Source organism: Tianxiuia mixotrophica (genome assembly GCF_050596425.1).
Classification (GTDB): domain Bacteria; phylum Bacillota; class Clostridia; order Peptostreptococcales; family Acidaminobacteraceae.
In genome coordinates this window covers 4,384,479-4,404,780 of sequence record NZ_CP192292.1, presented here as the reverse complement: position 1 = coordinate 4,404,780, position 20,302 = coordinate 4,384,479, and the positions used below count along the sequence as shown (strand labels likewise).

The window sequence follows — 20,302 nt, the reverse complement described above, 5'->3', positions numbered from 1 at the left end:
AGGTCAAATAAGTGCCTTAAAAATTCAATGTATCAGTTTGACCTAGCAAGTGCTTGTACCTTTAAAAATGAATTGGGATAAATTTGCAACCAGCCTATCGGGTATGCGCCGTGTGGGCTGGTTTTCTATGTTTTTGAGACAAATTATAAATAGAATTCACTTTGATTCAGTCCTGCTATTTATGATATACTGAACCATGTAAAAAATATCCAGTAAATTAACCATTGTATTTTCTAATGTAAAATATGGTATTAAATAGTATTTTGTGAATGACTGATCAATCAGGGGGATAATATTATGTTTAAGAAAATGACGGCACTACTACTGACAGGCACACTGCTTATGGGACAAATGACTTTTGCAGCAGAACTTTCAAAGTTAGAATACACAAAGCAACTCGTAAAAGGCCTAGGCTTTGAGGTTAAAAGCGCTGAAGAAGCCTACAATAGAAAAACAAGTGAAAGTGAAGACATTATATACACAGCCTTCCAAATGGGGCTATTAAAAGGTGTTTCGTGGGATTTTGAAAATCCGATGACTGAGGAAGAGCGTGAGGTTATTCTTGGGAATGCTATGGGGATTCATGCAGAGAATAAAGAGAGCAGCGATGAAGCAAATTCTTATGTCGCAGATCAAGAAGAAAATGAAGCGGATCAGAAAGCTGAAGCTTCAAAAGAAGATACGTCAAATTCAGAAACCGCTGAATATGATTTTTCAACACCATATGGCGAAATCAAAAAGCCCACAGACATTAATGTGAATGACAACATATGGACAGATGAAGAATTTCATAATTTGCTGATAGAAAATCCTAGAATGTTCAAAAGGTCGAAAATTGCTAGAAGTAATGAAGATGCTAAAACTGCCGAATACTGGGGAGATCAGTGGTATTACAACATTGATACAAAACATATCATGGTGCGTGATGATGTGATTGGCAAACATGATGATGGAGAAGATTTGTATAACTATGTTGACCTAGATGAAGTGACAAATGGTCGAGGTGTGACTATCATGAAAGCACTTCTTTACCACGCACAAAAACACAATATGAATTTGCAGTTTATGCCCCAACCTGATTCAGAACAATTAAGAATCAGAATCTCTGAAAAAGATCATGGTGGTGGCAATATCATCTTCCTCATTTCCTACGGACCAGAGAAACGAGAACGAAGATATAGTCAAATTGAAGGCTATGATTCATCTGTCAATCCTGTTGAAACAGAGTGGATGATAGACCGCCTTTGGGACTGGAGTATTTACTCTGATAGAGGACTTGATGATGATGATTTTACACCTGAGGAACACAAGGACTTTATTCAGTCTCATAGTTTTGCAGATAAAAAGTACACAGATTTTGTCTATGGCATTTGTGATTACATTTATAAAGATGGTATGGATGTGTACAGAGCGATGATGACCGCCCATATACAAGAAAAATATGAAAAATTTAATGATATAGAAGATGAATACGACTTTCGCATGGTGGAAACAGACCACCAAGAAGTCTATATATTCGATCAGAAGATTCATTCTGATATATATGGCATAACCCTTGGAAAGTAGGTGACGTGGTGAAAAAAAAGTATATTGCTTTTTTAATCATAATAACAACATTCCTATCCAGTATCAGTTTTGTAATTCATGCAGATCAGCCAACATATGCCTATGATGTGATTCAAATGGCAAACTATATAAGGGCGCATTACCTCTATGATGAAGAAGGTGCCAGATCGTATGTGGAAAGTGTTGTTGGAAAATACAACTACAAGACGGAAGAAGATCGAGTGGTCAACATAGCCATCCTAAGAGACTTCAATAAACTTGTCTATACATATCCTGAGTATGACTACTATGGCTATAAGGGACAAGGCGATTACCAGAAAGATGAAAAGGGAGAGTGGCATTATAGAGATTTAGGCTATTTGTATAATGACGATACAAAAGTAACCAATCCCCATTTTCCAAACACAGCAGGGACAACACCCTTCTTTACAACATATAGGAATAAAAACTGGATCAAGACGGGTGGTGCAGTTGATTCTTGGACGGTGGATGAATCCTTAGCAAAACATATGCTTACTTTTAAAAAAATATACGCCCAAGATGGTGGCGGATACGTACCAGGCAGTATCAATATTAAAGATAATGTACTCGGTGGAAAATCAGTGGATGAAGCAAAAGAATACGCCATTTACCAAACACCATCTACCCTCAAAATGACAGGGTCTGTGAGACTCTATCACATGTTATCATCGGGAAGCACCTATTACAGGACACTGGACGTTGCTCCAGTGCCTTTTTCCTTGCCACAGCTTAAAGTATCTGTGGAAAAGCCTCTTTATGAATTTGGACAAGAAGAAATGACCAAGAATGTAAAGGTGACAGCAGAGGTCTATTTTGATGATTTTGCAAAACTCGATGATTGGAAATTGAAGGATTATATTGACCATGCTCTTATAGAAGTCAACGGAGAAAAGAAAGAAGTATATTTTGAGGACGGAAAACTCAAAGCAGATTTTGTATTTGAAGAAAAGCGCAACAACTTTAAAAGTGGTGAGGTTGACACTGTAACTTATAATGGTCGTGCCAAAGTTGTCGCACAAGAACTCTTTAAAGATGAATTCACTTGTCTTGGTGAAGCCTCAACCAATATTCTTGTCAATGCAGGAGAGGTCGAACCCTACTTCGTCATTAAAAACAATGGCGTGGACGTAACAGACGGTGTGATTGAGTATAAAGACTGGCAGGACGTAAACCTGACCTTAGAGCCAAATAATAAGGTCAGCAAGCCAAATCAAATCACAAAGGTATTATGGACGATGGAGTCTTTCCCCGAGAGTAGTGGACTGAGCGAATTTAAATATGGCGATCAAAACGTCACATACACTATGACAGAGCCTAAATTAAGCAGCCATGCAGACAGTAACGGCACAGTTACCTTCACAATGTTAATCAAAACCCTATATAAATTTAATTATGGTGGACTAAAAGGAATTAATAGATTTACAGTGCCACATACGGTGACATTTAAAAAGATTGATGAAGATGAGGAAGACCCAACCTTGCCACAAACAAAAGAACCAGTGGCAAAATTACGCGCACCAAGCAAGGTGCGAATGGGGGATAGGTTTACACTAAGTGGTGCAGGGTCTTATGATCCAGACGGTGAAATTGTAGACTACGACTTTAAACTCCAAGCCATAAGAGAAATTGAGTGGCTTAACGATGAAAAATCAAGGATGAAAGCCACAGTCATGTCAACGTCTGATAATGACATAAAGCTTGTTGTCACAGATGATGATGGTCTGGAAGATTCCACAAGTGATGATATTGAAATCCTCCCACCTATTGAAGCCAAAATGCGGGTGGATGGTCTTCGGAAAGTGAATCGTAAAGTCACTTTAAATGCCAGTGAGTCCATTGATGCCTATTACTTTCCAATAGATGATTACGCATGGACGATCACACCTCTTGAGGGGCAATCTAATACAGTTAATTATGGCACAAGTGATACTGCGAATATCAACTATGAAACAAATAATAAGGGCGAAGTGGTAAATGCTCTAATCAAAGAACCAGGGGCATATGAGGTTACACTCAATATACATGCCCAGTGTACCCTTGAAGGTGATGAAAACTATGAAGCCAGTGATAGCTTATCATTCCCTATAATGATCCAACCCGATCTGAAACCAAGAGCAGGTCTTACAGTAATATCCCTTGCCCTTCGTGACAAGATGGATGATCTAAATGCAAGCATTGAAATGCTAGACACATCTTATTCAGAAGACGGAGATCAAACAAAGGTTAAACAGTGGTACGCTCGTCATGACTCTGACAATGATGGGGATAGATCAGATGAAACGTGGACGCCAATAGGCACAGCAAAAGTCCACGAACTCTATAAGACAAAAAAACTGGGTGATTATGATTTCTACCATGAAGTGGTGGAGGTTATTCCAGAGGAAGATACCATATCTAAATTCCTAACAGAAAGTGACTATTTAACAGACAATTCCCTTGATCAAGTCTATCAGGAAAGATACTGTCATGTGGACAATGTAGCACCTGTTATTTCAACCACAGCAGAACTGCAAAAAGAAATTGACCTACTCGTCATTACAGATGAAGATGGGAAGAATTACTCAAAGCTACTTGCAGAGGTCAACAAGCTGAACAAAGAAATGTATGAGCGCAAGATTGGTGTGAATCATGAGATTGTGAATCTGAATAGTGATTCAGGCATTGAAAAATCATTGATAGGCATTAAGAAAAAGCAAATTTTCAACTGGTATCGAAACGCTTACATGAATTTTAAGTGGGAACTTTATAGATATTATAGGGGCTCAGATCGAGACTATAAAACGAGACCTTATAACAGGCAAGTCAAGATTGCAAATCTTGAGATCCGACAAGGAACACTCGAAGATATGCTAGATTTCCCCACATATCCAAATGCTTATGGTGAGCTTGATAGAACACCATATATTAAGCATCATGAGAAAAGTAGTGGCACTGATGAATGGAACCTATTAGGTCTAGATATTAATGTTTATGATGCACCCTATGATTTTAGGGGAAGTTATGGATACCCAAGTTATGCCGGCAATGGTGATTACGGAATGTTTTTAGCAGCTGATAGGTCAACCAGTAGCTTTTCTTATAAAAGTGGGTATGATACACATATTTATATTGGTGGTTATGGAGGCTTTAGTAATGTTCAAGACAGAGACGATTTTCCTGAACTTTTGTATCCTAAAGAACTAACTGTTGAGGTCGATAAAAATTGGGTGCAGGGACATTTAGAAAGTGAAACAGACACCCCTTATATTGTTCCAAGAGTAGATAGTTTGGTTGAGAAATATAAGGATTCAGAGAACGATAAATACATTGTAATGGCAATCAAAGATGGTCGAAATGTACATCTGCCAGAAGAATTACGTCAAAAACTAGAGTCTTATGGATTTAAAATATATTTTAGCATGGATGACTATTGGGGGGAGTTTTCAGCAGGTATACCAAAGGTCGTTGATGTCGCTTTTTCTGATGGTGCTTTATATGCTCAAACAAAATACAATAATCAACTCAAAAACTATAATGATATTGAGGTTGATAAAATTTATTATGATTATCAGAGGAGTAATTCAGAACCGATAAATTATAAAAATACCTTGTCTGATTTCAGCCTACTGTCCCCTTTAGAAGATGGCACAACAGATATTTATCAAAGTATCGTTAACAGGAAAAAAAGATTTAAATCAGGTTTAGTTAGATCTTCTGATTGGGGGATTGCTTTATATGATGACTTATATACCTATCATGACTCGGAACACTATGTATATATCTGGAAACCACATGGCAATACTTACGGTCAAAAAGGAACACCTTGGGGAAAACTAAGGGATAGTAAGACATTTGAGTTTCCGGGAGTGTGGGTAATGGATGATGGAAAATCCATTCAAGTACAAGATGTGTATTCACATTCAAACTACTCTAAAATAGTGGTCAATAACAATGGTGATATTTATTATATTGCAAATGATGTTGAGTCTCTAGATGATGAAAGCTTTTTTACGGCTAAAAAGGTCAATCTGTCAACAATAGAAGAAGTCTATGCTATGAATGTGAACAATCTATCCTTTTCAAAGAGGAGCCACATAGAAAGCTTATACGTTAATAGAGATACAGTATACCTTATTAAAGATATTGAAGGTCGATATGCTCTGTGCACAATTTCAACCAATGATCCAACAGAAACATATGATTATACACATCCTATTCAAATGAAGATATATTATTTTGATGATCTTGAAAAATTTGATTATTTGTATGGCGAAGCAGAATATAGGCATATCTTTGATCAAGATAGAAATCTCTCTAACATGGCTTCAGTCAATGTAGAAGGTGATAAAACAGTACATGGTGATCCATTCTCAGATTCTGATTACAATTTCTATAGATATGCCTATGAATATCAGGATTATGATGGCGATGACAAAAGATGGAGAGACAAAGGTGGTGACTATTCAAAATCATCATCATTTACGGGTATATACTCCTATTTTACTTTTGCACTGGTGGATACAAACGACAACCTAATTATTGATAATGAGAAGGTGGAGACAAGCATAAAAATTTCAAAGGTAAGTGTAACAGGAGATAGAGGAAAGGCCGTTTCCCTCGTTGATGACAAAGGAACAGTATGGGGAAAAGGGGCAACAGATAAAGGGCGTTTAGGGGATTTTAATTATCATAGTGATTTTGTTAAAACCTTCAATTCGCCATATGTACTCAATAATGAACATTCATCAAAAAATCACGCAAGCCCCTACGACATATCTTCTTCAAGCCCTGCCTACATGATGGTCGGTCGTGGTGCTTATTCAGACATTACAGCCAAACTCCTAGAAGAATACGCTGACTATGAAGATACAGAAACAGTATTCATACAAGTTGGCGACACCATAGACATTGGAGGCTTTGTCCTTGACTATGAAGGGGACTCAATTTACGAAAAACGTATAGATGTGAGCCACGACAACACATACTTTGATAATGCAGATACAGCTTGGATACCGCCTGCTGATTTTGATGAACCTGTCAGAGTGGACGTACCAGGGCGAATGGAAATTCGGTTAAGAGCACAAGATAACCCTGTGGGAAATGATGAAAGATTCGCAGAATATAGGTACTGGAACAAGGACAAGACAAGTATTGAAGTGATTGCTCATAGACCGCCTATCGCTAAACTAGGTTACGCCCTAGTTCCGCAAGGGGACGGTAGCTTTAACTTCTCTGGTACAGACAACGGCTCATATGATCTTGACCATAGTCAATCAAGAACCGATAAAGGGATTGTCGATAGACAGTTTTACTACAGAAAAGAACTTGATCCGACGTGGACAGAGTTTAACGGCACACTCCCTATTGAAAATGGAGTTAAGTATCAATTTGCCCTTAGGGTCAAAGACCTTGAAGGGGCTTGGTCTGACTATGACACAGTAGACATAAAAATAAACGGTGAGCCATTTGTTTTAAATGCATCTCTAGATCCATCCTATCCAGTGGGGGTGCCTGCTGGTGAAGACGTTAAAATTACGGCCTCTGTCTTTACACACAAGGCCATCGATAAGGTCAGTGCAGTCATTAGTGTTCCACAAACAGGCACCATCCTAGGACAAGTGGACCTAAATCAGGTCTCAGTGAATGGGATGGAAAGAAGCTATGAAAAAACATATGGACTGCCATCGACACTAAAGGATAAAGACTATTACAATGTTAAGGTGACAGCCAGACCAAGTGACGGATCACCAGAAAAAGAAGTGGTCTTAAGACTCAATGTTTTGACCCCTATAAATCTAACGGGTGAAATCAATCCATATACGATAAAAAAGGGGAGGACAGGCATCATAACGGCAAGCACAAGTCAGTATGCCAGCCAGTGTCAGGTCGACCTATTTTCTAATACTGGCACACCGGTAAGCATAGACCTGCAAGCGGATGGACAAGATTCAAATGGCAATAAAAAATGGAAGGGGCCATATATTTTTAATGAAAACCATCCAGAAGGCATTTATGAAGCCAAATTCATAGCACAGACAGATAACGGAAACAGGGAAGAGACCATAGATACATTTAAGTTCATCCCAAACCAAGCCCCAACAGTAACCTACCTATCAAAAACACCAAACTTCATCTACGAAGGGGATGACGTACGTCTAACATTCAGATTGAGCGATCCAGACGGAGACCCCCTAGACGTTCTCTTTGAGTATGCCAAGGAAATGGATGGTGAAAGTGGTGGACAAATAAACTGGCAGGTTTTACATTCTAAGTCAGATGTGTCATTAACACAGGGATCAGGTGGAGGATCAAAAGACTATACAGTGGATTTAAATTCTGTAGACAAAGCAAGTTACCATATACGAGCCATAGTCACAGACCCCCTAGGAGAAAGTGGACAGACCCAGACAAGCATCTCTGCAGAAGAACTTTCTGTAAGCGGTCAAGTTCATCATGTGGATAAATGGAATGAAAACCGTATGGACTATAACAAATCAAAGTCTGGGAATGACAACACACCAAGACCCTATGACATGTTTTGGTCGGGTGAGCAATTTAACCTCGAAGCGGTCACAACAGAGCTGGCGGATGGGGCGACCACCACATGTGAGTCAGTCCGGGTTGGAATCTTAAATAAAGGTCAGTCAACAGGCCTGAGCTCGGGAACAAATGCATGGACATGGCAGGGGGAACTCTGGGACGAAGTCATGATGGACTGGCCAGACGGTGTCATAACATTCCGCTTTACAGCCAGCTTCAGCAATGGCATCAAGAAGACATATGATGTGGATGTGACTCTTGATAACAGAGAGTCTTACTGGCAGATTCATAGGTTGTTTTAATGCCTTAACTCATGCGTAAATCGAACAACTTTAGTAGGTCGACAAACCTCATCAAACAACTGTGAAAAGTAGATCCTATATAAAGATTTACTTTTCTAAAGATAAGCCTTTAAAAGTTTATAATCACATGTATAATGGGTATTTTTCTATTACGGGGAAATACCCTATTGCTTTTTATACAAGGATGTTTAAATGGATTTTTAAACAAGGAATGAAGATGGAAGGGGGAAGGCTTTTGAGAATTAAAAGGGATGTTAAACGCAGACTGAGCTTGCTTTTGGCAATTGTAATGATTCTGGCTCAGCCTGTATTCGCAGTTGGACCGCAAATCGAAAAAGATCACTGGGCATATGACACAATGATATCACTGGTTCAGGATAAGATCTTTTCACCAATGGCGATGGATTGGGGCTTTGACAAGCCGATTTCACGACAGGAGTTTGTAAGACTTATCAACAAGGCTTACGGAACAAATGGACAGAGTGAAATTAATTTTTCAGATGTTGCAATGTCAAGTCCTTACTACAAGGATGTAGCTAAGGCAGTTGCGAGTGGTATGATCAAGGGTTATCCAGATGGAACATTTAAACCTATGGGCAGTATCACTCGGCAAGAAGCAGCTGTTGTGCTTTCGAAAATGACAAGAAAGCAAAGTGTTCTAACAGGTGTTGTTAATGCCTACACCGATGGTATGATGATTCCTGACTGGAGTAAAGAGTATATGGCTTGGATGATCCAAAAGGGATACATGACAGGCTATCCAGATGGAAGCATAGGGTATGACAAACCGATTACATATGCTGAGGCTCTAGCCCTCACAAGCAATGTACTTGGCAATCGTATTGTAGCTGAAACCACTGATGGTGGCGGACAAACAATCGATGGAAATGTAACGGTTATTGAACCAAATGTTACACTTAAAGACATGGTTATTAATGGCGACTTAGTCATTGGTGGCCAGGTTGGCGAGGGTGATGTGACCCTTGATGGTGTAGAAATTAAAGGTAGACTATTAGTTTATGGTGGTGGACAAAATTCGATTAAACTTTTTAGATCAATTGTCAATCAATTGGTTGTAAGTCGTTTTGAAGCCCCAGTTCGTATCGTATCTGATGATACGTCATCTGTATCAGATTCTATTGTTGAAACGAGCTCTATTCTTGAAGCACCGCCAAGTGTTTCAGTATTTAAGAGTGTAATCATTCAACCGACAATTACAAATATGTCGATTGATTTATCCGGTGCATTTGATGATGTTCAGGTGAATGACACACCGACACTCCCAACTGGAACCGGTCAGGTTCAACCAGAACGTAATCTTGAAATCAATATTCCACTGGGTTCTGTTATTCGAAACCTAGTGGTACAGCAAAAAGCTAAGATTCAGGGCGTTGGTAAGGTTGTAAAAGCAGCCCTTGAAAAAAATGATATTGAAATTGATGTTGATACTGATGACCTAAACTTTGGTCAGCAAGTTAGTCGTGTTAAAATTGGTGGTCAAGACAGACAAGCCAATGAAGAAGCTAAAAACGAGGCAAAAAGTGCTGGGAATGCAAATCGTCCTGGCGGCGGTACGACTGGCAACACAGGTAACACAGGCAATACAGGAAACACTGGAGGAACAACAGGCGGCGGTTCAGGTGGTGGATCAAACAATAACGACGATGACGATGATCGCAATGTAATCAAGCGCGGATCATTGGCATTTTCTAAAGCTGCAGTCTCTGTGACAGAGGGTGAAGACATCACTTTGACTGTCAACAGAACAAATGGATCCACTGGTGAAGTTTCCGTCAACTATACTGTGACTGCTGATACAGCTTCAGCGTCAGATGTAGAAGGCGACACAAGTGGCACAATCACCTTTGCAAGTGGTGAAACCACAAAATCAGTGACAGTTTCCACTGTTGATGACTCAACAATCGAAAACGATGAGACTTTCACAGTGACACTATCGGGTGTGAGCGGAGGCGCAACACTTGGCACAAACAAGACGATCACTGTAACAATCACTGATAATGATTCAACGCAAAATACTTCTCCAGGTGCAATTTCACTCACTTCTAGCTCTTACTCAGTGGCTGAAGGTGACGATGTTGCTATTTCAGTGGAACGCACTATGGATGAAACAGATGGTACGGTAACTGTTGATTATGTTGTGACAAACGGCACAACAGATTCCAGCGATTTTGATGGATCAACAAGTGGCACAATCACATTTGCAGATGGCGAATGGGATAAGATTATTACAGTTTCTACTGCAGAAGACACAGATGTCGAGTCAGATGAAACATTTACTGTAACGATTTCTAATCCTACAGGTGGTGCGACACTTGGTACATTGACTTCTACAGAAATCACTGTTACAAATGATGATACAGCTCAATCCAATCCAGGCACATTAGCCTTTTCATCTGGAACAGCTTCAGTGACAGAAGGCAGTGATGTGACCTTGACAGTCAATCGTACAGGTGGATCTGATGGATCAGTTGCTGTTGACTATGCTGTAACAAATGGCACAACAGACTCAGCAGACTTTGATGCATCAACAAGTGGTACCATAACATTTGCTGATACTGAAACATCAAAGACAATTACCATTTCGACGTCTGCAGATTCAGATGTCGAGTCAGATGAAACATTTACAGTGACACTTTCAAATCCAACAAATAGCGCGAGCCTAGGCACAATCGATTCAGCGGTTGTGACAATAAACAATGATGATAATGCAGGCACAATTGCCTTTGCAGCAGCATCTGTAAGTGTTAATGAAGGCCAGAGCACAACAATCGCTGTTAATAGAAGTGTAGGTTCTGATGGTGAAGTAACAGTATCTTATTCTGATAATGTTACATCAGGTACTGCAATAAAGGACACAGATTACTCATTTACACCAAGCACACAGACATTGACTTTTGCCAACGGTGATATTGCTGAAACCTTTACGTTCGCTGCAGCAACAGATGGCGTAACGGAAGGGGATGAAGTCGTAACATTAACCCTTGGCACACCTAGTGGCGGCGCAAGTCTAGGATCGCAAACGACAATAGAAGTTACAATTGTTGACGTTCAATCATCATTTGAACTTTCAACAGTGACATCTGATGGTGCCATTGTGGTGGCTGATTTCACAGATTTTGTTGATCTTGATTCAACATCAGATGGTGCGATTGAAGTGACATCTGGATCAGGTATTACGGTAGATGATATTCAGTTTGGTAGTGACAATAGTATTTTGAATATTACATTCAATACGCTACCTACTGTAGGTGTTGCCATAACATTTAAGTCTTCAGTTCTATCTGACGAGTCAGTTCAACTGTCAACTCAAACGTGGGCATTTGATGGAACCAATTGGAACAAGCAGTAAATCAGTGGTCAATCAATATGAGTTAAAAGCTTAGTATAAGCAAAAATGGGGAGGGACACATTCATTGTGTTCCTCTTCTTTTATGTAAGTAAAGCGGTTGAAAAACAGTAAGGGCACAAGACCGAGGATTTCCCTGAGAACACCATAGGCATAGAATGATTCACAGAGAATCGTTCTCAAATATAAACAAAAGTATATATTATTCCTGTTAGAAAACAGTATTATCAATGCTATAATAAATAAAAAGATACTTAAAAGGGGAGGTCTTCTATTGATAAGAAACAAAATTGAAGAACGCGATATAGGTCGAAAAGGAAAGTTGTTGATACTAGCCATGCTACCAACGCTTTTTCTCATTGTGGGCATAATTTCTATGATGGGGGGACAGGGTGAGTTAACCTGGTATCAAGGACTGTCCAAAATTGTATTTTCACCAACCATTCTAATGACAGACTTTTTAAAGGTTGGTGGTATGAGCGCTGCGCTCATTAACGTGGCGGCAATTGGCTACATGAATCTGGCAATTATGAATCATTATAAGTTAAAGGTGAATGGGGTTCTCATCGCAGCGTTTTTCACCCTAATAGGTTTTTCCTTTTTCGGAAAAAACATTTTAAACATACTGCCAATTTACCTTGGTGGCTATCTCTACACCAGAAGGCAAGGCATATCTTTTAAAGATATCCTGGTTGTTATCATGTTTGGGACGGCCCTGTCCCCCATGATTAGTGAAATCAGCTTTTCGGGAATTTTACCCCTTGGTAAGGGCCTTTTTGCCGCCCTTGTGGTTGGTGTCTTTATAGGTTTTGTCATTGTGCCACTTTCTTCTCATATGTTGAAGTTCCATGATGGTTACAACCTATACAATATCGGTTTTACAGCGGGCATTATCGGGACGGTTCTCACCAGTTTTTTAAGAAGCTTTGGCATCCGAGTGGAACCTGTTTATATTGTCTCTGAATCAAACAACTGGGTGATATTAACCTTGCTGGTCATCATGTTTGCCGCTCTTTTTGTGGCAGGCATTCGAGTGAATAAAAATGCCCTCGCAGAGTACAAGAATATTTTGAAATACAAGGGTCGACTCATCACTGACTTCACCCACCTTGTGGGCTACGGTGTGACCTTTATAAATATGTCACTCCTAGGGTTTCTTACATTGACTTTCATCTGGCTCATCGGTGGCATTGTAAATGGCCCTGTCCTTGCGGGTATTTTCACCGTCGTGGGGTTTGGAGCCTTTGGCAAGCATCCCAAAAATATTTTGCCTGTGGTTCTTGGGGTCATCACGGCTATTGTATTCTTTGGTAAGGATATATCGTCAACAGGTATGATTATTTCTATACTATTTTCAACAACCCTTGCACCGGTCGCAGGAAATTATGGTCCGGTCATAGGTTTTATTGCAGGTATGCTTCACATGGTGCTTGTTACCAATGTCGGTGTGATTCATGGTGGAATCAACCTATATAACAATGGTTTTTCAGGGGGACTCGTGGCTGGTGTCCTGTTACCTGTGATTGATGCCTTTAAGAAGGAGCGATAAAAGATGCAGCACGAAGTGAAAAAAATTACACTTATCATAAATGAACTTCTAACAATGTTTCTTTTAAACGGTGGTCAAGAGATTGATATGAAGGTTAAGAGAATAGATGGTGAGACAGAGATTGTTCTGGAACATCACAATTGCACATATGATGAAGCCTTTATTGAAAGGCTTGAGCACAACCTGAATACCATGCGTCAATTTGAGGTGGAAGGCTACTATTGGCAATTGGTTGGAGAAGATGAAAGTGCAGATGAACTCTATTTGGTTGGGGCTATGGTTGATGAAGCAGACGTTAGTTGTGAAAATGGCGAGCTGAAAATCCGCCTTCTTCGTAAGGAAAATAGTAAAGGTTAAGGACTTTAGTCCCTATTCATCTCGATCGAAATATATTAAACTATGATTGTCCGCTCGGCTCTAGATTTTCTTGGAGTATTCATGGCATATGCATATAGTTGTCTGTATGTCTATGTCGTGAATACTCCGGGTATATTGATAAGCGACTGGGTTGAGTTGTAGTGAGCTGGGCGGACAGTCGATAATCTAATAGGCAATTCTTATGAGGTGGGTAAAGTGCTCACCTCATTGGTTTATGTCATAAAAAATATGTTATAATTGCTCTGGCATAAATACAAATTTATAAGGAAATTAGGATGACATATGGAACTGATAAATATCAATATTGAAAATAAAAAGAATGCAAGAGGAGGCCACTTGATCAAGTGGTTCATTGCAGGACTCATTGTTCTTTTAATGCTAGGCCTAAGCACCATTGAAGTGTATGCGGAAGGCTCTTTAGATGAAAATATAAAAGACGTAGAAGACATTGATCAAAACCAGGCTCAGCAAACCAGTGAAGTCATTCAGAAGAGTCGAATACTGGGCTTTGAAAACTCAGACATAGGCCTTGATTTAACAGGCTTTAAAGAAACCCTGAAAATTAAAGCTGTCACCCCGGACCACTTTCGTTTTGAGGAAGCGGGCATTCGTGTAGATTTTATGATGGATGATCTCACTAAAACACCCCATAAGGCTTACAACAACAGTGTTTATAGTGCAGGCTTCATACAGACCAGTGATTATACAAGCGCCTATGAGTATGACAAAATGTATTTGAATGGCCATAGAACGCATATCTACACATTTGAGCGAAAGGCTTTGAAATATGGAAAGGGCTTGAAACGTCACTTCGCCTATATCGAAGTGGAGCTTGAGTCACAGGTGCTCCTAAGTCTGCATATTGCATCAGAACAAACCTTTAATCCGGATAAGTGGATAGAAAGATTAAGGGCTAAAAATGATGATCAATCCTTAATCGAGAATTATGCCATAAGCCAGATTCAAAACACGGCGTCTGTTTTTAAGCATGAGACAACCCAAGCCTATTTCGACGACACATTTATAGAATCTGAAGATGTCACCTGGGGCATATTTGAACCGAGCACCCACTATGAACTGGACTATGTCCATGCCATCGAGCAAGGCACGGGCATTGATCTGGATATTATACTGGAATATTACGACTTAGGCTATATGCCAAGACTTGAGAAAATGAAAATGCTGTCTGAGGATGATAAGGTGCTTGAGCTCACATTTCAAACCTCTAAATACGGCACATTCAATGCAGATGCCCTCTATGAAGTGTTAGACGGAAAACATGATGCAACCATTGATGAGCTTATATCTATCATTAAGGCTCACGACCAGCCTATTCTGTTCAGGCCGAATAATGAAATGAATGGGGACTGGTGCAGTTATAATGCCATGTACACCCATAAAGATGCAGAGGTTTTTAGAAGCTTTTGGATTTGGTTACATGATCGTTTTGAAGCTTCTGATGTGGAAAATGTTATTTGGGTATGGAATCCCAACTGGGGAGATTTTCCCTATGCTGGATGGAATGACTACATGAACTATTTCCCAGGGGAAAAGTATGTGGATGTTATTGGACTCACTGGATACAACACAGGCACATACTATGAAGCGGAAGAGTGGCGGAGTTTCTTGGACATATACCTCCCTATGCTATGGGAGTATGACCAGCACTTTGATGGTTTTCCTTATATGATCACAGAGTTTGGGTCAAGCTCAACGGGCGGTGATAAGGGTCAGTGGATTCAAAATGCTTTTGATCAAATTGAAAAACTTGATATTAAGGCCGCTGTCTGGTGGAATCACGTAGACTATGACACTCAAAAAGGCGTGGTCTCCAGAGGCTATAAGTTTGATGATGATCCAGAAGTGATGGAGATATTTAGAGACAAGTTTTATGGGAAGTAAATAAGAGCCTGTGACCAAGATTTAATAAAAGTGGTCACAGGCTCTTTTTATAGGTCATTGTAAAATTATAAAAATGTGATCACTGGTGAACAGTAAACTGAATCAGGGCCACAAAAACAAGCAGTATCATAAAGGCCAAACTGTTAAAGGTCAAGTCAACTTTACGCAGTTTATGATAGGTCTCTTCTCCCACTTGTTTAAGCAGGAAATGGACGATGAAGCCGCCTGCCAGTATGAGCAAGTAGTTTGGAATAGCGTGAAGCAACTTTGAAACATCTCCTAGGTCATAGGCTAAAAACACACTGAAAAGAGAAGCGCCACTAAGAATCCAAAGAGGAAGCCACTGTGACTTATGGACTTTGTAAGGACAGAGCTGAATGTCAGGTGTGTATTTGCCAAATAACACAGGCATAAACCGAATCAGATAGGTGGCAGAAAGCACTGTCAGACCTAAAATGATCCATTCAGAGAAATGATAACCGGCTCCATACTTCAATAATTTTTTTGAAGCGTATCCGACGGTAAAGGGGGCGCCAGTCATACTCAATAGACCGATGAACATGGGAATACCCACTAAAGGGGCCCGCCGCATAAGTCCTTTCATGTTATGAATGTCCCTAGAACCGTAGAGGGAGACAAGAAGGCCAGAGCCTAGAAAGAGTGTTGTTTTATAAAGGCCGTGGGCCACTATATGAAGGGTGGCGCCCTCGAAACCATCAGGGCTTGCAGAGTTGAGGCCCAGCATAATCCAGCCCATTTGTGAGACTGTGCTATAGGCCCAAATCAATTTAATATCCACCTGGATCAGGGCCAGTAAAACGCCTGCAAAAGCGGTAAGTATACCTATAAAAATAAAGAATTCATTCAGTTGACCATCAGGAATCAAGATGGACTGCATGCGAATGAAAACATAAATTCCTGTTTTAACAAAAATCCCTGAAAGTAGGGCAGATACGACAATGGGGGCACTGGCTGTACCGTGGGCCTTAGGCAACCAACTGGACAGGGGAAGGATTGCAGATTTTAGGGAGATCCCAGTCAGGAGAAATGCCAGTGGCAAGACCAGTTCCTGTAGCGTGTGTTGATTTCGTAAACCTGCTATGGCATCAAAGGAAAGCACGCCAAAAATCTTATAGAGATAACCAAGACCCATGAGGAAAAAAGCCATAGCAATCATATTGGACATTAAATAAATCATACCGTCATTAATAGATTTTCTATCTTTTTTGTACATAATAAGAATACTGGCAACCACGGTGGCCACTTCTAGGAGCAAGTATACATTAAAAAAATCCGTTGAAAGAAAGACACCATGAATAAGCCCCTGCAAGCTCATAAAAAGAAAAATAAACTTCTTTTCATAGTACTTGGCATGAAGTGCAAAGGTATGAAGCATGGTGAATATGAAGGTTGAAAGCAGTAAAAGTCCAAAAGACAAGGCATCAATTTTCAGGCTCATTCCAACGGGGGGCTTGGTGGCCAGCAAATACTCAGTATGAGGTATATTGCCACCAAACCATAAATAAGCAAGGCAAGAAAACAAGACAGCCTGTACGCTTAAGGCCAAGATAAGTCTTCTCTTAAATGGAATAATATATTGAAGCAGTCCTATCAAAATAGGAAGAAATACAAAGGTGAGTAAGACCATTTAAATCTCCATTCTTTTTCTATTGCGTCGCACCCTGTTCCAGTTGGTAGACCCATACACGTGATACTGGGTAATGAACATGGTCAGGCAAAGAGCCGTTATAGACACACCAATAACAACAGCTGTGATCATGAGTGCTTGGGGAACGGGGTCGGCACTATTCTCGTGTAAGACTTTTCCAATAGGCGCCTGTACAGATTTTGTGGCATTGATGCTGATGAAAAAAAGAACAGCTGCCGCTTGCATAATACCAAGACTCATTATGGATTTAATCACGTTTCTTCTGGCAATCAGACCGTAAACCCCTATGAAAAATAGAATAAGTGCTGTGTTTTCTCCGTTAATGTGTTGAATGATTTCCAAGCCTGTCACCTCATTTCACTTCATAGTATATAAATCGAATGAATAAAATCGTAAAGCCAGAAGCCACTTTAAGGGCTATTAGTCCATTCATGACAATGTAATAGTAAGGCCCAAGCCAAACCAAATGGGACTGTCCCAAGATCATAAAGACGAATATTGGTATAAGAAGTATTATAAATAGGACCAGTTTCTCAATAGACGCTATGTGGTCATATGATAAATCAAGATTGGGCTGCATAAGGTGTTTGCAGACAAAGGCGGCAGCTAAAACAGCACCAGCCTGAAAGCCACCACCAGGTGAAATGTGGCCATTTACAGCCAGGTATAGTCCGGTTAAAAGAATAATCGGTACAAGAAGGCCTGTGGCATAAGCAATTAGGCCTGAATCCCTTTTCATAATGCCCTCCTCTCTATCATCAGTTGCTTGCAAAATTATAGATTATGCACTCATTGTAGGATATAAAGAATTTCTGACCCTTAAATATATATAGTACAACAAGGGGATAGAACTGTAATTTTACAAGTCGCTCAAATAATACTTTGCAAGTCGTTCATCATATAAAATCATATCTAAAGTATAAAGGTCAGTGTGAGCCACTACTTCTCAGAGTGGTGATGAAAGGATAAATAGACAACACCAACGATGGCAAAAATGACCATGAGGCCTTCAAAAAGTGTGTCGTAGTACCTGTAGGTCAGGTATATGGCGGTCACAGTGTTCTCTGCCCCAGTTTCCATATAAGATCTGCTTAAAACGTAGTCTTTAATGGGCCACGCATCCGAAAGCACAGTCAAACCGTTTAGGTAGAGAACTTGAACAATAACAGCAAATATAATTAGGGCTAAAATTAGGCGTCTTGGCTTCATGCATCCACCTCATTAACTAGGGTCACATCTATGTTTTTTCCAATATCCTTGTCTCTTAAAAGTTTGCGAAGGGTTTCAACTTTCAAGTTTTCCGGGTGACAGATTACTTTCAAAGTCCCTTGAGGCATATCAGGTTTAATATCTTCAAGAATAACTTCATACTTATGCTTATTCATGATTTCTTCTGATTTTTCTGCGGTGTAGATAATAAGAGGTTCCAGCTCTTCCTTAGCGCAGTAGACTTCAATGGCTTTAATAAACTCTGCCATACGCCCACCCGTGTAGACTTCATCATGAACCGGTTTGTCGGGAATATGGCAGTAAACTGTAAAAACCTTATATTTCTTGAGCGCTACCAAGTAGAGAATAGAAGAAAAGACACTGCCGATAACTGCTTCTGCTATAGCCACATCTGGTGCGTTATAAATTATAAAAACAAAAGCCATGCTCATGGAAAAGACGCCTAGGTAAATCACTGCAAGACGAAGTCTTTGGGTTCCCAGGGCCATGAGGGCAAAAAATATCAGGGAAATGAGGGCGATCTCTTTCATGAATCTTCCCTCCTTAGCGCATAGCCCTTCAGATGGGCCAGTCTAGCAAGAGAATGGGCCGTTAAGGGATTGATGGAGGTCATGATTAGAAGGATGAGTAAGACTTTGAAGCTAAAAGCAGAAAAACCATGAATCAACATAACACCACTCAACAAAAAAATATTTCCAACGGTATCAATTTTTGACGCCACAAGCAGACGGGCATAAAAATTTCGAAATCTGTAAAGACCAATAACACCAGCGGCAATGAATAAGAGGCCTGTTCCAATGAGAACATGTCCAGCGGTTTCCATCACTTGTCCTCCTTCCAGCTTAAAAACTTGGTGAAGTAGACCACGCCAATGAATCCAAATAGGGCAAATATAAGAGCAATATCAAGATAGAGGCTGGTTCCTTTTATACTGGCCACTAGAATGACAAGCATGACCAGTTTTGATGCAATCAAATTAAAGCCAAGAAGCCTGTCCCAAAGCGTTGGGCCGATAACGACGCGCAGGGCACTTAAGACCATGAGCAGTATGAGAATAAAAGCAATTATTTGCATATTTTAGCCTCCAGCTTTAAGAGTTTTCTTTCTAAAGGGCCGATGAGTTCTTCTTTTAGGGCAGCTTCATATAAGTCTTTTCCATCAAGCCATAAAATTTTTAATGTTTGTTCAGCCACATCAACGGTTACTGTGCCAGGTGTCAGGGTTACAGAATTGGCTAAAAGGGAAATGGCCATGGCTGTTTTTAACTCTGTTTTCACAGTCACAATCATGGGGTTGCTTTTCCCTTTTATAAGAAGTAACAGTGTTGATAGGCCTGACCGTATTATTTCTGTGACTAGAAATAAGAAGTAGAAGAACATCCCTGTAATGGATAGGGGGTAACGACGCCCGTGTCTGAATTTTGTGATATAGGTTTCACTAAACCAGACACAGAAAAAACCAGCTATAAGGCCCACAACTATATTTTGAAGTTTAAAAGATTCCATAAGCACGCACCAAATAAGGGCGAGGACTAGAGTCCATTTCCAGCTATAACGTATTGTTTCTCTCATAAGCAGACCTCTTGGTTTATTTCCATTTATAGACCATAGTTAAAATATCACTCAAGATCACCACCCCTTAGAGTGGGGTGTCAAAACCTACAAATTCCATGTGGTATTGTCACTTTCATTTCCATTATAACCGATTTGTAACCAAACTCTATGTTATAATTCTAATAGAATGAATATGAATTTAAAATCCAGTCATTCCAACCATCAAGCATGAAAGACTGTTCGTGG

The 20,302-nt window shown here is 40.0% G+C and carries 14 protein-coding genes; 6 read left to right on the top strand and 8 right to left on the bottom strand.

The window, feature by feature from the left end; genetic code table 11:
- Positions 1–297 precede the first annotated feature (297 nt).
- The 6 genes from ACQ4KW_RS19490 to ACQ4KW_RS19465 all read left to right on the top strand — a co-directional run bounded on the left by ACQ4KW_RS19490 (position 298) and on the right by ACQ4KW_RS19465 (position 15,604).
- A complete protein-coding gene (locus ACQ4KW_RS19490; RefSeq protein WP_430884098.1) occupies positions 298–1,566 on the top strand; it encodes a hypothetical protein in 1,269 nt (422 codons plus the stop codon).
- A gap of 8 nt (positions 1,567–1,574) precedes the next feature.
- Entirely contained in the window at positions 1,575–8,408 is a 6,834-nt protein-coding gene (locus tag ACQ4KW_RS19485; protein ID WP_430884097.1) for a hypothetical protein, read from the top strand.
- Between the two features lie 235 nt (positions 8,409–8,643).
- Positions 8,644–11,778, top strand: a complete 3,135-nt coding sequence (locus ACQ4KW_RS19480; protein WP_430884096.1) for a Calx-beta domain-containing protein — start codon at positions 8,644–8,646, stop codon at positions 11,776–11,778.
- 271 nt (positions 11,779–12,049) lie between these two features.
- On the top strand, positions 12,050–13,324 hold the full coding sequence (locus ACQ4KW_RS19475; protein WP_430884095.1) for a DUF1576 domain-containing protein: 1,275 nt from the start codon (positions 12,050–12,052) through the stop codon (positions 13,322–13,324).
- Between the two features lie 3 nt (positions 13,325–13,327).
- Complete coding sequence (locus tag ACQ4KW_RS19470; RefSeq protein ID WP_430884094.1) at positions 13,328–13,681, top strand: hypothetical protein; 354 nt, start codon at positions 13,328–13,330, stop codon at positions 13,679–13,681.
- A 303-nt stretch (positions 13,682–13,984) separates the two neighbouring features.
- Positions 13,985–15,604 (top strand): glycoside hydrolase family 26 protein, encoded by a 1,620-nt coding sequence (locus ACQ4KW_RS19465; RefSeq protein WP_430884093.1) that lies wholly within the window; start codon positions 13,985–13,987, stop codon positions 15,602–15,604.
- Between the two features lie 79 nt (positions 15,605–15,683).
- Here the strand turns inward: ACQ4KW_RS19465 and ACQ4KW_RS19460 are convergent, their stop codons facing one another.
- The 8 genes from ACQ4KW_RS19460 to ACQ4KW_RS19425 all read right to left on the bottom strand — a co-directional run bounded on the left by ACQ4KW_RS19460 (position 15,684) and on the right by ACQ4KW_RS19425 (position 20,074).
- Entirely contained in the window at positions 15,684–17,252 is a 1,569-nt protein-coding gene (locus tag ACQ4KW_RS19460) for a complex I subunit 5 family protein (RefSeq protein WP_430884092.1), read from the bottom strand.
- Positions 17,253–17,615, bottom strand: coding sequence for a sodium:proton antiporter (locus ACQ4KW_RS19455; RefSeq protein ID WP_430884091.1), 363 nt, complete (start codon positions 17,613–17,615; stop codon positions 17,253–17,255).
- Positions 17,616–17,625: 10 nt separating this feature from the next.
- Complete coding sequence (locus ACQ4KW_RS19450) at positions 17,626–18,012, bottom strand: MnhB domain-containing protein (protein WP_430884090.1); 387 nt, start codon at positions 18,010–18,012, stop codon at positions 17,626–17,628.
- Positions 18,013–18,212: 200 nt separating this feature from the next.
- On the bottom strand, positions 18,213–18,482 hold the full coding sequence (locus ACQ4KW_RS19445) for a hypothetical protein (RefSeq protein ID WP_430884089.1): 270 nt from the start codon (positions 18,480–18,482) through the stop codon (positions 18,213–18,215).
- The gene (locus ACQ4KW_RS19440) at positions 18,479–19,033 is read right to left on the bottom strand and encodes a Na(+)/H(+) antiporter subunit B (RefSeq protein ID WP_430884088.1); all 555 of its coding nucleotides are present in this window, start codon (positions 19,031–19,033) and stop codon (positions 18,479–18,481) included. The genes ACQ4KW_RS19445 and ACQ4KW_RS19440 overlap by 4 nt, the downstream gene beginning before the upstream one ends.
- On the bottom strand, positions 19,030–19,326 hold the full coding sequence (gene mnhG, locus ACQ4KW_RS19435; protein ID WP_430884087.1) for a monovalent cation/H(+) antiporter subunit G: 297 nt from the start codon (positions 19,324–19,326) through the stop codon (positions 19,030–19,032). The genes ACQ4KW_RS19440 and mnhG overlap by 4 nt, the downstream gene beginning before the upstream one ends.
- Positions 19,326–19,577 (bottom strand): monovalent cation/H+ antiporter complex subunit F, encoded by a 252-nt coding sequence (locus ACQ4KW_RS19430; RefSeq protein WP_430884086.1) that lies wholly within the window; start codon positions 19,575–19,577, stop codon positions 19,326–19,328. The genes mnhG and ACQ4KW_RS19430 overlap by 1 nt, the downstream gene beginning before the upstream one ends.
- Positions 19,568–20,074: a Na+/H+ antiporter subunit E gene (locus ACQ4KW_RS19425; protein WP_430884085.1), complete on the bottom strand. Its 507-nt coding sequence runs from the start codon at positions 20,072–20,074 to the stop codon at positions 19,568–19,570. The genes ACQ4KW_RS19430 and ACQ4KW_RS19425 overlap by 10 nt, the downstream gene beginning before the upstream one ends.
- Positions 20,075–20,302: the final 228 nt, after the last annotated feature.

Coding starts and splice junctions, on each gene's coding strand:
- ACQ4KW_RS19460 (WP_430884092.1), bottom strand. CDS start 17,252: ATGGTCTTACTCACCTTTGTATTTCTTCCTATTTTGATAGGACTGCTT.
- mnhG (WP_430884087.1), bottom strand. CDS start 19,326: ATGGAAACCGCTGGACATGTTCTCATTGGAACAGGCCTCTTATTCATT.
- ACQ4KW_RS19450 (WP_430884090.1), bottom strand. CDS start 18,012: ATGAAAAGGGATTCAGGCCTAATTGCTTATGCCACAGGCCTTCTTGTA.
- ACQ4KW_RS19440 (WP_430884088.1), bottom strand. CDS start 19,033: ATGAAAGAGATCGCCCTCATTTCCCTGATATTTTTTGCCCTCATGGCC.
- ACQ4KW_RS19465 (WP_430884093.1), top strand. CDS start 13,985: ATGGAACTGATAAATATCAATATTGAAAATAAAAAGAATGCAAGAGGA.
- ACQ4KW_RS19490 (WP_430884098.1), top strand. CDS start 298: ATGTTTAAGAAAATGACGGCACTACTACTGACAGGCACACTGCTTATG.
- ACQ4KW_RS19430 (WP_430884086.1), bottom strand. CDS start 19,577: ATGCAAATAATTGCTTTTATTCTCATACTGCTCATGGTCTTAAGTGCC.
- ACQ4KW_RS19425 (WP_430884085.1), bottom strand. CDS start 20,074: ATGAGAGAAACAATACGTTATAGCTGGAAATGGACTCTAGTCCTCGCC.
- ACQ4KW_RS19470 (WP_430884094.1), top strand. CDS start 13,328: ATGCAGCACGAAGTGAAAAAAATTACACTTATCATAAATGAACTTCTA.
- ACQ4KW_RS19445 (WP_430884089.1), bottom strand. CDS start 18,482: ATGAAGCCAAGACGCCTAATTTTAGCCCTAATTATATTTGCTGTTATT.